This window comes from Pseudomonas sp. fls2-241-R2A-110, from assembly GCF_030209165.1.
In the GTDB taxonomy this organism is placed as follows: domain Bacteria; phylum Pseudomonadota; class Gammaproteobacteria; order Pseudomonadales; family Pseudomonadaceae; genus Aquipseudomonas.
The window spans coordinates 25,786-37,421 of sequence record NZ_JARVSN010000039.1 but is presented as its reverse complement, the minus strand read 5'-3'; the positions used below and the strand labels follow the sequence as shown (position 1 = coordinate 37,421).

Annotated in this window: 14 protein-coding genes; 11 read left to right on the top strand and 3 right to left on the bottom strand. The window is 60.8% G+C overall.

The window, feature by feature from the left end:
* Positions 1 to 27: 27 nt before the first annotated feature.
* Positions 28 to 1,710, top strand: coding sequence for a methyl-accepting chemotaxis protein CtpM (gene ctpM / locus QRN31_RS28430; RefSeq protein WP_285436014.1), 1,683 nt, complete (start codon positions 28 to 30; stop codon positions 1,708 to 1,710).
* 119 nt (positions 1,711 to 1,829) lie between these two features.
* On the opposite strand, the gene QRN31_RS28425 is transcribed toward ctpM, so the two are convergent.
* Complete coding sequence (locus QRN31_RS28425) at positions 1,830 to 2,765, bottom strand: LysR family transcriptional regulator (RefSeq protein ID WP_285436013.1); 936 nt, start codon at positions 2,763 to 2,765, stop codon at positions 1,830 to 1,832.
* 239 nt (positions 2,766 to 3,004) lie between these two features.
* On the opposite strand from QRN31_RS28425, the gene QRN31_RS28420 reads away from it, so the two are divergent.
* The 3 genes from QRN31_RS28420 (at position 3,005) to QRN31_RS28410 (ending at position 4,207) form a co-directional block, all read left to right on the top strand.
* On the top strand, positions 3,005 to 3,499 hold the full coding sequence (locus QRN31_RS28420) for a DMT family transporter (RefSeq protein WP_285436012.1): 495 nt from the start codon (positions 3,005 to 3,007) through the stop codon (positions 3,497 to 3,499).
* A gap of 2 nt (positions 3,500 to 3,501) precedes the next feature.
* Positions 3,502 to 3,954, top strand: coding sequence for a DMT family transporter (locus QRN31_RS28415; protein WP_285436011.1), 453 nt, complete (start codon positions 3,502 to 3,504; stop codon positions 3,952 to 3,954).
* 85 nt (positions 3,955 to 4,039) lie between these two features.
* On the top strand, positions 4,040 to 4,207 hold the full coding sequence (locus QRN31_RS28410; RefSeq protein ID WP_285436009.1) for a metallothionein: 168 nt from the start codon (positions 4,040 to 4,042) through the stop codon (positions 4,205 to 4,207).
* Positions 4,208 to 4,281: 74 nt separating this feature from the next.
* Here QRN31_RS28410 and QRN31_RS28405 read toward each other — a convergent pair whose 3' ends face one another.
* On the bottom strand, positions 4,282 to 4,509 hold the full coding sequence (locus tag QRN31_RS28405) for a DUF6555 family protein (RefSeq protein ID WP_090186063.1): 228 nt from the start codon (positions 4,507 to 4,509) through the stop codon (positions 4,282 to 4,284).
* 146 nt (positions 4,510 to 4,655) lie between these two features.
* Between QRN31_RS28405 and QRN31_RS28400 the strand changes: the two genes are divergently transcribed.
* The 5 genes from QRN31_RS28400 to mnmH all read left to right on the top strand — a co-directional run bounded on the left by QRN31_RS28400 (position 4,656) and on the right by mnmH (position 8,957).
* Positions 4,656 to 5,435 (top strand): AraC family transcriptional regulator, encoded by a 780-nt coding sequence (locus QRN31_RS28400; protein WP_285436008.1) that lies wholly within the window; start codon positions 4,656 to 4,658, stop codon positions 5,433 to 5,435.
* 95 nt (positions 5,436 to 5,530) lie between these two features.
* On the top strand, positions 5,531 to 5,704 hold the full coding sequence (locus tag QRN31_RS28395) for a DUF1427 family protein (RefSeq protein ID WP_090186053.1): 174 nt from the start codon (positions 5,531 to 5,533) through the stop codon (positions 5,702 to 5,704).
* 29 nt (positions 5,705 to 5,733) lie between these two features.
* Positions 5,734 to 6,690, top strand: a complete 957-nt coding sequence (locus QRN31_RS28390; RefSeq protein ID WP_285436007.1) for a quinone oxidoreductase family protein — start codon at positions 5,734 to 5,736, stop codon at positions 6,688 to 6,690.
* Positions 6,691 to 6,819: 129 nt separating this feature from the next.
* Complete coding sequence (selD, locus tag QRN31_RS28385; RefSeq protein WP_285436005.1) at positions 6,820 to 7,854, top strand: selenide, water dikinase SelD; 1,035 nt, start codon at positions 6,820 to 6,822, stop codon at positions 7,852 to 7,854.
* Complete coding sequence (gene mnmH / locus QRN31_RS28380; protein WP_285436003.1) at positions 7,854 to 8,957, top strand: tRNA 2-selenouridine(34) synthase MnmH; 1,104 nt, start codon at positions 7,854 to 7,856, stop codon at positions 8,955 to 8,957. Before selD ends, mnmH begins: the two co-directional genes overlap by 1 nt.
* 42 nt (positions 8,958 to 8,999) lie before the next feature.
* On the opposite strand, the gene QRN31_RS28375 is transcribed toward mnmH, so the two are convergent.
* Positions 9,000 to 9,677 carry a histidine phosphatase family protein gene (locus tag QRN31_RS28375; protein WP_285436001.1) on the bottom strand — a complete coding sequence of 226 codons (678 nt, stop codon included), beginning with the start codon at positions 9,675 to 9,677 and terminating at the stop codon, positions 9,000 to 9,002.
* Between the two features lie 373 nt (positions 9,678 to 10,050).
* Here QRN31_RS28375 and QRN31_RS28370 point away from each other — a divergent pair, with 373 nt between their 5' ends.
* Both QRN31_RS28370 and QRN31_RS28365 read left to right on the top strand, forming a co-directional pair.
* Positions 10,051 to 10,749, top strand: coding sequence for a glutathione binding-like protein (locus tag QRN31_RS28370; protein ID WP_285435999.1), 699 nt, complete (start codon positions 10,051 to 10,053; stop codon positions 10,747 to 10,749).
* A 33-nt stretch (positions 10,750 to 10,782) separates the two neighbouring features.
* Positions 10,783 to 11,625 carry a PhzF family phenazine biosynthesis protein gene (locus QRN31_RS28365; protein WP_285435998.1) on the top strand — a complete coding sequence of 281 codons (843 nt, stop codon included), beginning with the start codon at positions 10,783 to 10,785 and terminating at the stop codon, positions 11,623 to 11,625.
* Positions 11,626 to 11,636 lie beyond the last annotated feature (11 nt).

Here is an 11,636-nt window from a genome sequence, read left to right as displayed (position 1 = left end):
CCAATAAAATCAAAAGAGTGAACCGTCATGCGCATGAGCCTCAAGGCTAAAGTCCTGTCCCTTGCCGTCCTCCCGGTGTTGCTCTTTGCGCTGGTCATCAGCCTGACCACGTTGTTCATTCTGCAAGAACAGGCTCGCAAGGAAGTCGAAGAAACGCGCGGGCGCCTGCTCAGCGACGCCAAGGCCACCCTGCAAAGCTACGTCGCGGTCGCCATGACCACGATCAAACCGTTGTACGACGCGGCCGCCCAGGGCGATGACGCGGCGCGGGCCCAGGCGATCAAGCTGCTGTCGAGCATCACCTACGGCAAGGAAGGCTACTTCTTCGGCTACGACTCCAACACCGTGCGCCTGTTCAAGGCCAACAGTCCCGATGGCGTGGGCCAGAGCTTCAAGGACAACCGCGACCCGAACGGCGTCTACGTCAATCGCGACTTGGTCAAAGTCGCCAAGGACGGCACTCACTACCTGCAATACAGCTCGCCACTGCCTGGCAACACCCAAGTGCTGGTGCCCAAGCTCGGCTACACCGACTACCTGCCCAAGTGGGACATGGCGGTCGGCACTTCGGTCAACCTTGACGGCATCGAAGCGCAAGTCGCCTTGGTGGAGGCCAAGGTCAAGGAACGGATGGAAGGCGTGGTGCTGAGCATCGTCGGGATCGCCGTGGTGGTGCTTTTGGTGATCGCCGCCGCCGGGATGCTGCTGGCCAACACCATTCTGCGTCCGCTGAACCTGATGAAAGCCAACCTCGATGACATCGCGGCGGGCGAGGGCGACCTGACCCGTCGCCTGACCATCACCAGCCAGGATGAACTCGGCGAACTGGCCGGCTCGTTCAACCGTTTCGTCGACAAGATCCACGGTCTGGTGCGCCAGATCACCGAAATGACCTCGCAGCTGACCGGCCTGGTGACTCAGGTCTCCGATCAGGCCCAGCGTTCGGATCAGGCCATGGAGCGTCAGCGTCACGAGACTGATCAGGTCGCCACGGCGATCAACGAAATGTCGGCGGCGGCGCAGGAAGTGGCGAAGAGTGCACAAAACGCGGCGGTTGCAGCCCAGCAAACCGACGAGGAAGGCCAGGCCGCCAAGCGGGTGGTGGCCGGCAGTATTGTGAAGATTCATGCGTTGGTGGACGACATTCGCAGCAGCGGCGTGTCGCTCGACAGTCTGCAAAAAGACGTGTCGTCGATTGTCAGCGTGCTGGGAGTGATTCGCTCGATTGCCGAGCAGACCAACCTGCTGGCGCTGAACGCCGCGATTGAAGCCGCGCGCGCCGGTGAAGCGGGACGTGGTTTTGCGGTGGTGGCCGACGAAGTGCGGGCGCTGGCCAGTCGTACGCAGATCAGCACCCAGGAAATCCAGGGCATGATCGACCGTTTGCAGGCCGGGACTCAATCGGCGGTGGAAGCGATGCGTCGTTCCAGTGAAGCGGGCGATGGCACCTCGGCCCAGGCCAATGAGGCCGGCGCATCGCTGGACACCATGGCCCAGCTGATCGCCACCATCAACTCGATGAACGCACAGATTGCCAGCGCGGCAGAAGAACAGACCGCCGTGGCCGAAGAGATCAACCGCAGCGTGCACCAGATCGCCGTGGCGGTGGACAGTGTCGCCGACGAAACCCAACTCGGCGCCCAGACCTCGCGCAGCCTCGCCGACCTCGGTCAGCGCCTGGGCAAACTGGTCGGCCAGTTCCGTATCTGAAGTACAGGAACGGAACCTGTGGGAGCGAGCCTGCTCGCGATAGCGGTGGTAAATCCTACATCGATTTGACTGACAGACCGCTATTGCGAGCAGGCTCACTCCCACAGGGCTTATCGGTGTCAGGGTCTGTCCCAGTAGGGCACCGCGCCAAAGCATTCCACAAAGAAATCGATCACCGTCCTGACCTTCACCGACAAGCGCCGACTACCGGGCCACAGCACCGCAATCTGCTGCGGCTCAAGGCTGTTGGATACTTGATAGTCCCCCAGCACCGGCACCAGCGTGCCGTTGCGTACCGCCTCACCAATCAACCACGACGGAAACATCACAAGCCCCAACCCCTGTTCAGCGGCCTGGGTGAGTGTGTCGGCGTGATTGCCGGTGATCGGTCCTTTCACCGAGTAGGGCGTCCAGTCCTGCTGATCCTGGCGGAAAAACCAGCGCTGTTGCCCCGTCACACCCTTGTAGGCCAGGCATTGATGCGCCGCCAGATCCTCGGGATGTCGTGGCGTGCCGTGGCGTTGCAGATAGGCCGGGCTGGCGGCGACTTGAAACCGGTGCGGCGCGAGGATGCGCGCCTGCATGCTCGAATCATGCAGCGGGCCGATGCGAAACAGCAGGTCGGCGCCTTCCTGTAATGGGTCGATGTAGCTGTCGGTCTGCTGGATATCCAGTTGCAGTTTCGGGTAGCGCTCGCACAACTGCCCCAGCCACGGCGTGAGATGACGTTGCCCGAACACCACTGGCGCGTTGATCCGCACCAGTCCGCTCGGTTCGCTTTGCTGTTCCTGCAAGGCTTGCTCGGCTTCTTCCAGTTGCACCAGCATCAGTCGCGCGTGATGGCCCAGCATGCGCCCGGCTTCTGTGGGCGTGACGGCGCGCGTGTGGCGATAGAGCAATTGCTGGTTCAAGGCCTGTTCCATCAACTGGATCTGCCGGGAAATCGAAGAGGGCGCCAGGCCTTCGCGGCGGGCGACTTCGGAAAAACTGCCATGGTCGAGCACCGCGACAAACAGCCGGAGTGCCTTGAATCCCAGTTCGTTGAGGCCGTGCATGATTCATCCTGCTGTGCGTATTGCGCAAAAGTGTTGTCAGGATGCTCCCATTTATTGCAAAGGATCGCCAGCCGATAATGCGCGCCAATTCCACTGAGAACAGAAACCCTGTGGGAGCGAGCTTGCTCGCGATAGCGATTTGTCAGTCACATTGATGTTGGATGTTCCGGCGCTTTCGCGAGCAAGCTCGCTCCCACAGGGGGGCGTGTTCTATCTGATAACTGGTAGGTGTCCCCCTCATGCACACTTCTTCAATCGACGACGTTGGCGTTGTCGCCGCGCCGACCACTAAACCGGGGCTGCGCCTGTTGCTGCTGCCGCTGGTGATCCTGGCCGGCATGGGGCTTTCCGTGGAAGCCGGTCTGCTCGGCCCGCTCGGGGTTCAGGTCGGGCATTTATGGGCGACGTTGAGCATCTTCGGCGTGGGTTCGGCGATTCTGTTTTTGCTGCTGTTGTTCAGCGGCAAGCAACAGGGACCGGCGTTGAACACTTTGCCGCGTTGGCAATTGATCGGCGGTTTCCTGGGGCCGATCTACGTGGTGGTGCTGACCCTGGCCACGCCGCACATCGGCATTGCCATGACGATGATCGCAATCCTCTCCGGGCAAGTCGGCAAAAGCGTGTTGATCGACCACTTCGGCTGGTTCGGCACCACGCGCAAAAAGGTCAACGGTGAACGTTGGCTGGCCTTGCTGCTGATTGTCGCGGCACTTGTTCTGATCGCTCGGGGTTAATGATGAATCTGATTATTTTGTTGGCGGTGGTCGTGGCCGCCGGTGCGGTGTTGAGTGTCCAGGCGGCGATAAACGGGTGTCTGGGCGAAACCGTCGGCGTGTTGCGCAGCAGTTTGCTGACCTTTGCGGTCGGTGCGGTGGTCACCGGTTTGCTGATCCTGTTTTTCGAACCGGCCCATGCCGTCAGCCTGCTGGACGTGCCGAAATGGCAGCTCAGCGGCGCGCTGTTCGGCGTGGTCTACATGATGGTCATGGTCGGCGCGGTGCCGCGCGTCGGCACGGCGGTGGCGACCGTCGCGGTGATTCTCGGGCAACTGGGCATGGGGATGTTGATCGACAACTTCGGCTGGCTGGGCAACCCGGCGATCGAGCTGTCGAGCAGCCGGATGGTGGCAATGGCGTGTCTCGCGCTGGCCTTGTTCTTCATGTACCGCAGCAACACCCGTCAGGCCTGACGCTGAAACCCCGGCCAACTCCTACACTGTCAGGACGGTGCCAGCGATTGCGCACCCGACGACCACCACCCATGGAGTCAGGCTCATGATCAGCAGTGACAGTATCTGCGACTGCCCCAAATGCTCATGCAAACTGGGCGAACATCCGATCGCGCGTCACGGCAAGCACTATTGCTGTGAAGCGTGCGCCAAGCACCACGAACATGGCGAAGCGTGTGCGAGCAAAGGCTGCAAGTGCGCCCACAGCAAATAACTCATCAACGTAAAACGTAAAGTGGAGCCGCCCTGGCTCCACTTTTTTTTGTCTGTTTTCCCCTTTTTCGAGCTTCAGCCAGCCGGTCGCCAGGTCACGTTTTCGATCCCGAACTTTTCCGCCAGCGGCTTGCTGGTTTTTTGCACCTTCTCTCGGCCAAAGCGAGGGATTCGTCCGACGCCGGCATCACAACTGGCCCAATGCCAAGCTTCCGCGTTGTCCATTTTGTCCAGGCGGATGATGAATGACTTGGGAACGCCATGAAGGGTGTATTCAATGACGAAAAGTTTTGCGTTGTTCATAAAGCCCGTATTCCTCCCTGTGGTAATAGAAGGATCGTCGGGCCAGCGGAAAATTCACTTGGATTGGCGGACGGCTGCCGCCAGTGGCGACAATGCCAGTGGCTCGTTACCATGCAAACACCTGAATTCCCCAATGATCATTGCCCATGGCCCTTGCTGCTCCTCCAGACCTGAGTGACACCGATGTCCCCGTGCAACCGTTGGCGCGCACTTACCCGCGTGGCTTGTACATCGAGCCGCACGAGCATGACTGGGGCCAGTTGCTGTACGCGATGAGCGGGGTCATGTGGGTCGAAACGCCCTTTGAGGCGCTGGTGGTGCCGCCGCAACGGGCGGTGTGGCTGCCGCCAGGCGTGCCCCACGGGATTCGCGTGGTCTCGGACCTGCAGATGCGCAACATCTACCTGCGCCCCTCGCTGGCCGCCACGCTGGACGACAGTGTTCAGGTGATTGAAGTCGGCGGGCTGCTGCGAGAGCTGATCGTCGGGCTGGTGGAGCAGGGCGATGATGGCGCGCCCGAGTATTACGAAGCGCTGGTCGGTCTGGCACTGCTGGAGCTCAGGCGGGCCAGGCGTTCGCGGCTGAAAATCCCGTTACCGGATGAGTCCGACCGACGCTTGATGAACCTGTGTCAGGCGGTCATGGCCGCGCCCTCGCTGGACATCCCCTTCGAGCAGCACGCGGAAAATGCCGGGGCCAGCGTGCGTACCCTTGCGCGACTGTTCAAGGACGGCCTGGGCATGGGCTTCGCGCAATGGCGGCGACAGGTGCAACTGGCGACGGCGGCGGCAGAATTGATCCAGGGCGTGGCGGTCAGCACGATTGCCCGGGAACTGGGCTATTCGCCGAGCAGCTTCAGCGACATGTTCCGCCGGGAACTGGGTGTCGTTCCTTCGCAGTTTTCGGCGAGTCAACGTCAGGTGTGAAGACACTTTGGCCGATATTCAGAAGCACTTGGCCGGTGCCCGCCGTCACCTCGCTCTAGACTTCAGGCATATCTTTTTTGCCCACGGAGTCTGCCATGAGCTACCTCATCTCGCTGGTCATCGGTCTGGGCGTCGGCCTGGTGTACGGCGCCCTGGATTTTCGTTCCCCAGCACCACCGGCCATTGCGCTGGTGGGCCTGCTGGGCATGCTTGCAGGTGAAAAGTTGTGGCCCATGGGCCGGCAACTGGTCAGCGGCTGGATCTCCTGAACCCCTTCCTTGAAGCGATGGACACTCCCATGAAAGCACTGCAATTCGACAAGACTGGCGACCTCTCGGCCTTGCGCTATGTTGATGTTCCAACCCCCGTTCCCGGCGCCGATGAAGTGCTGGTCCAGATCAAGGCGGCAGGCCTGAACCCCAGCGATGTGAAGAACGTGCTCGGGCGCTTCCCCTACACCACCTTGCCGCGCATTCCCGGGCGCGATTTCGCCGGTGTGGTGGTTGAAGGGCCCGAGGCCCTGATCGGTCAGGAAGTCTGGGGCACCGGTCGCGAGCTGGGTTTTTTTGCCGACGGCTCCCATGCACAATTCGTCAAGTTGCCGGCCAATGGCGTGGCGCTCAAACCTACTCATCTGAGCTTCGCCCAGGCCGCCAGCCTCGGTGTGCCTTACACCACGGCGTGGGATGCACTGGAGCGCAGTCTGGTAACGGCGCAAACGCGGCTATTGGTGATCGGTGGCGGGGCAGTGGGCAGTGCCGCGCTGGCGCTGGCCAAGGTGCGTGGCGCTCAGGTGCTGGCAGCGGCGCGGCGACCTGAGCAGGTCAAGGATCTGCAGGCTGAGGGTTATCAGACGCTGCAGCTGGACAAGCCAGAGGAGTTAGGGGCACAGGTCAACGCCGTGTATGCCGGCGGTGCCGATGTGATTTTCGACACCACGGGCTTCTGGTTGCCGGCCTCGGTGCCTGCGCTGGCCGCGTTCGGGCGCATCGCAATCATCGCGGCGCCGGTGGACGGCATGGTGCAGCTGCCGGCGTTGGCGCTGTATCGCAAGGGCGGTTCGGTGGTGGGGATCAATTCGTTGCTGTACGGCGTTCAGGCGTGTGCGGCGATGCTGGATCAGTTCGGCAAGTTCTTTGATCAGGGGTTGCTGCCATTGCCCCAGGGCTTGCTTGAATCGCCGTTGGCGCAAGGGCTGGATCGGTATGCCGAGGTGAACCAGGGCAGTGGCGACAAGGTGATTTTGTTGCCCTGACACCCATCAAAAGGTGGAGGGGCTTGCTCCGGGCGGCGATCCGATGATGAGTCCCTTACCTGTGCGTAGACGTTGGCTGATCCTCCACAATGCTAGACTCGCCTGCATTGACTTCAGAGGTACTGCCCCATGAGTGAACCGATTCGTCTGACCCAGTACAGCCACGGCGCAGGATGTGGCTGCAAGATTTCGCCGCAGGTGCTGGAGGTGATTCTGGCGGGAAGCGGGGCGCAGAACCTTGACCCGAACCTCTGGGTCGGCAACGCCTCGCGCGATGATGCCGCGGTGTACGCCATCGATGAAGAACGTGGCGTTGTCTCCACCACCGACTTCTTTATGCCAATCGTCGATGACCCGTTCGATTTCGGTCGTATCGCGGCGACCAACGCCATCAGCGATATCTACGCCATGGGCGGCGATCCACTGATGGCGATTGCGATCCTGGGCTGGCCGGTCGACAAGCTGGCGCCGGAGATCGCGCGTGAAGTGATTCGCGGCGGGCGCTCGATATGCGACGAGGCCGGCATTCCATTGGCCGGCGGGCATTCCATCGACGCGCCGGAACCGATCTTCGGCCTCGCCGTGACCGGCCTGGTGCAAAAACGCCACATGAAACGCAACGACACCGCCACCGCCGGATGCCTGCTTTACCTCACCAAACCGTTGGGCATCGGCATCCTCACCACCGCCGAGAAAAAGGGCAAGTTGCGCCATGCCGACATCGGCCTGGCCCGCGACTGGATGTGCACGCTGAACAAGCCCGGCAGCCGTTTCGGCAAGCTCGATGGCGTGACCGCAATGACCGATGTCACCGGTTTTGGCTTGCTCGGGCACCTTGTGGAAATGGCGGACGGCAGCCACCTGACCGCGCGCATCGAATATGACCGTGTGCCACGTCTGCCGGGTGTCGAGTATTACCTTGAGCAGGGCTGTGTGCCGGGCGGCACGCTGCGCAACTTCGACAGCTACGCCAGCAAGCTTGGGCGTCTGCAGGAGCTGCACAAACGGGTGCTGTGTGATCCGCAGACCAGCGGTGGCCTGTTGGTTGCCGTCACGCCCGAAGGCAACGAGCAATTCCTCAAAGTGGCCGCCGAATTGGGTCTTATCCTTGAGCCAATCGGTGAACTGGTCGAGCGACAGACCCACGCGGTCGAGGTGATTTGATGTCACAGGACTTCACCGACTACCGCGACATTTTCCTCAACGACCGACCGCTGATGGATGTTCGTGCGCCGGTCGAGTTCTTCAAGGGATCGTTCCCCGGTGTCGTCAACTTGCCGCTGATGAACGACAACGAGCGCCAACGGGTCGGCACCTGCTACAAGCAACACGGCCAGCAAGCGGCAATCACGCTGGGGCATCAGTTGGTGTCTGGCCAGATCAAGGCAGAACGCGTCGAGGCCTGGGCCGGCTTTGCCCGGGCGCATCCAGAAGGCTATTTGTATTGTTTTCGCGGCGGCTTACGCTCGCAGATTACCCAGCAGTGGCTCAAGGACGAAGCCGGCATCGACTATCCGCGAGTGGGTGGCGGCTACAAAGCGATGCGCACCTTCTTGCTCGACACGGTCGAACAGGCCGTGGCCCAGTGCGATTTCGTGTTGCTGGGTGGCATGACCGGCACCGGCAAGACCGAGGTGCTTTGGCAGTTGAGCAACGCGCTGGACCTTGAAGGCCACGCCAATCATCGCGGCTCCAGTTTTGGCAAGCGCGCCACCGGCCAACCGTCCAATATCGACTTTGAAAACCGCCTGGCGGTGGACGTGCTGAAAAAGCGCGCCCACGGCATCGAGCAGTTTGTGCTGGAAGACGAGAGCCGCGCGATCGGCAGTTGCGCCTTGCCGTTGCCGCTTTATCAGAGCATGCAGCAGTATCCGATGGTCTGGCTGGAAGACAGCCTGGAAGGGCGAGTCGAACGGATCTTGCGCGATTACGTGGTGGATTTGTGTGCCGAGTTCGTCGCGGTACATGGCGAGGAAGGTTTTGCGCTATTTTCCGAGCGATTGCTGGAAAGCCTGAACAATGTGCAGAAGCGCCTGGGCGGCGAACGGCATCGGCGGATGTTGATCCTGATGGAAGACGCGCTGGCGGAGCAGGCGAGCAGCGGCGCGATTGATTTGCACCGGGGCTGGATTGAAGGGTTGCTCCGTGAGTATTACGACCCGATGTATGCGTTCCAGCGGGAGAAGAAGGGCGCGCGGATCGAGTTTGCCGGGGAGCGGGGGGCGGTGCTTGAGTACCTGCGAGCGCGGCTTATCAACCGAAAGTAACAGGTGTTTTTGCCCCGGCAGACGCTATAAACCTCGATCAGCTCACGTCGGACACGACGTGGGCCCGTTATCAAGGCCTTGCTTGTAGCTGCGGCTCTGCAAACTGGCCTTGCCGTTGTGCCAGGTCAGCGTAAGCACCACCACCGAGTCATAGTCGTTGGATTCCCAGTCTTCGGTGATTATCTGTTCCTTGCCGACGGCTTCCTCCGCGACCTTGTTGATCAGCTCGGGCAGGTAGCCGTGGGACCAAGCCGTGTAGATCACCGAGTTGTGGTACTTGTCGTGGAGCAATTCACCCGCCAGATCGCTAACGTCGTTGGCCGAAAAATTGATGTTCACCGGCAAGCCAAGCTTTATGGCGGTGGGGCTGATGGTCAACAGTGGGCGGATGTAGCTGTAGGAGTTGTCCTGTTCGCCTTCCTCGACATTGCGGGTCGGGTCGGCGGCAAACACGTAATTGGCCTTGCCGAATTTTTCCGGCAGCAGGGTGGCCAGATTGATTGCGCGGTTCAGGCCCTGGCAGTTGAGCTGGCCGAGACCGCCTTCGGGTTTTTCCGCATGACGCAGGAAGACAAGGGTCTGGGTGCCGTCAGCCGCAGGTTGGGCGCGGCTTTCACTGGACTCCAGTGCAAAAAACAACGTGCCCGCCGCCAGCACCGCCGTCAGGACGACGTAGGCGCATTGTTTGAAGCGGCCAGCGAATTTCAAAGGGTTCATCATTTGAATAGGTGATCTTCAACGTGTTCGGTTAAGGCTGACAAACCTTTACACACGAGCTCCCAGCATCGGGTGTTTTCCCTGTCGTTGAGCCGGTCCTGTGTCCGTAAAGCCAAACTTCAGAGTCCTCTGAAGCTTGTTTGGTTCGATTCCGGCGGGTGCGCAGCAATGTACCGGTAACCTCGAACGGGTTGCAGAGTAGGTTATCGACAAGATGTTGCGAATTTTTGGATACAGTACAGGGGGTGCGGCGACATTAAAGCTGCAATCTTTCGATCTTGTTCATCAGCCGACTTGATAAGGTCAAAAAGATCGCAACCGTCAGGCGATCAACCTGGATTATGCTCAACCCTTTCTTTGCCGATGGAGGCCCCCCATGACCGATCTGTCTTCGTTCCCCATCACCCGAAAATGGCCGGCGCAATACCCCGAGTGGATTCAGCTTTATTCCCTGCCAACTCCCAATGGCGTCAAGGTCTCGATCATGCTCGAAGAGATCGGCCTGCCCTACGAGCCCCATCGCGTGGGCTTCGACACCAACGACCAGATGTCCCCCGAATTCCTGTCACTGAACCCTAACAACAAGATCCCGGCGATCCTCGATCCCCATGGTCCGGGGGACAAACCCCTGCCGTTGTTCGAGTCCGGTGCCATTCTGATTTACCTCGCCGATAAAAGCGGGCAACTGCTGGCGCAGGAATCGGCGGCGCGGTACGAGACGATCCAATGGCTGATGTTTCAGATGGGCGGCATCGGGCCGATGTTCGGTCAGCTCGGTTTTTTCAACAAGTTCGCCGGCAAGGACTACGAGGACAAGCGTCCGCGTGATCGTTACGTCGATGAAAGCAAACGCCTGTTGAAGGTGCTCGATGAACGCCTGCAAGGACGCGACTGGATCATGGGCGAACGCTACACCATCGCCGACATCGCGACCTTTCCGTGGGTGCGCAACCTGATTGGCTTCTATGAAGCGGGGGATCTGGTGGGCATCAAGGACTTCCCGAATGTCACCCGGGTCCTGGAGCGCTTCCTGGCGCGGCCGGCGGTGATGCGCGGGCTGGAAATCCCCAAGTAAACCGCTTCGACTTTCTCAAGACCAAGGCAGGCAATGAGCTCATTCGATTTCAAGCAGGTAGATGTCTTCAGCCGTATCGCGCTCAAGGGCAATCCGTTGGCGGTGGTGTTCGGTGCCGATGAGCTCAGTGATGAGCGCATGGCGGCGTTCGCGAGCTGGACCAACCTCAGCGAAACCACATTCATCCTCGCACCGCGCGACCCTCGTGCGGATTATCGCGTGAGGATCTTTACCACCCTCAACGAGCTGCCGTTCGCCGGTCATCCGACACTGGGCACTTGCCACGCGTGGCTTGAGGCCGGTGGCGTGCCCAAGGGTGAGGAGATCATTCAGGAATGTGGCGTCGGTCTGGTGCGGATCCGCAGGCAGGGCGCGGAGCTGGCTTTTCTCGCGCCACCGTTGATCAGGACCGGGCCGGTGGAGGCCGATGTGGTCGAGCGCGTGCGTCGCGGGCTGCGACTGGAGCCTGGCGTGATTGTCCGGGCGCAGTGGGTCGATAACGGTGCCGGCTGGTTGGCGGTGATGGTCGAAGATCGCCAGCGGGTGCTGGACTTGCAGCCGGATCATTCGCAAATGCTCGGCCTCGCAGTTGGCGTCATTGCACCATGGCATCCCGAACGCGATGGCGACGACGCACAGTTCGAAGTGCGGGCCTTCATTTCCGGTGACGGCATGCCGGAAGACCCGGCGACGGGAAGCCTGAATGCCGGGATTGCCCAATGGCTGCTCGCAGAGGGCCTGGCGCCGGCGTCCTATGTGGTCAGTCAGGGGCTGACGATGGGACGCGCCGGGCGCATTCAGGTCGAGCAGGTGGGCGATGAAGTCTGGATCGGTGGTGCTGTGGTGACCTGTATTGCCGGCACGCTGAGAATCTAAACCTGTGGGAG

Excerpts from the sequence above, each read along its gene's own strand:
- ctpM (WP_285436014.1), top strand. The coding sequence starts at position 28 with ATGCGCATGAGCCTCAAGGCTAAAGTCCTGTCCCTTGCCGTCCTCCCG.
- QRN31_RS28425 (WP_285436013.1), bottom strand. The coding sequence starts at position 2,765 with ATGCACGGCCTCAACGAACTGGGATTCAAGGCACTCCGGCTGTTTGTC.
- QRN31_RS28420 (WP_285436012.1), top strand. The coding sequence starts at position 3,005 with ATGCACACTTCTTCAATCGACGACGTTGGCGTTGTCGCCGCGCCGACC.
- QRN31_RS28415 (WP_285436011.1), top strand. The coding sequence starts at position 3,502 with ATGAATCTGATTATTTTGTTGGCGGTGGTCGTGGCCGCCGGTGCGGTG.
- QRN31_RS28410 (WP_285436009.1), top strand. The coding sequence starts at position 4,040 with ATGATCAGCAGTGACAGTATCTGCGACTGCCCCAAATGCTCATGCAAA.
- QRN31_RS28405 (WP_090186063.1), bottom strand. The coding sequence starts at position 4,509 with ATGAACAACGCAAAACTTTTCGTCATTGAATACACCCTTCATGGCGTT.
- QRN31_RS28400 (WP_285436008.1), top strand. The coding sequence starts at position 4,656 with ATGGCCCTTGCTGCTCCTCCAGACCTGAGTGACACCGATGTCCCCGTG.
- QRN31_RS28395 (WP_090186053.1), top strand. The coding sequence starts at position 5,531 with ATGAGCTACCTCATCTCGCTGGTCATCGGTCTGGGCGTCGGCCTGGTG.
- QRN31_RS28390 (WP_285436007.1), top strand. The coding sequence starts at position 5,734 with ATGAAAGCACTGCAATTCGACAAGACTGGCGACCTCTCGGCCTTGCGC.
- selD (WP_285436005.1), top strand. The coding sequence starts at position 6,820 with ATGAGTGAACCGATTCGTCTGACCCAGTACAGCCACGGCGCAGGATGT.
- mnmH (WP_285436003.1), top strand. The coding sequence starts at position 7,854 with ATGTCACAGGACTTCACCGACTACCGCGACATTTTCCTCAACGACCGA.
- QRN31_RS28375 (WP_285436001.1), bottom strand. The coding sequence starts at position 9,677 with ATGATGAACCCTTTGAAATTCGCTGGCCGCTTCAAACAATGCGCCTAC.
- QRN31_RS28370 (WP_285435999.1), top strand. The coding sequence starts at position 10,051 with ATGACCGATCTGTCTTCGTTCCCCATCACCCGAAAATGGCCGGCGCAA.
- QRN31_RS28365 (WP_285435998.1), top strand. The coding sequence starts at position 10,783 with ATGAGCTCATTCGATTTCAAGCAGGTAGATGTCTTCAGCCGTATCGCG.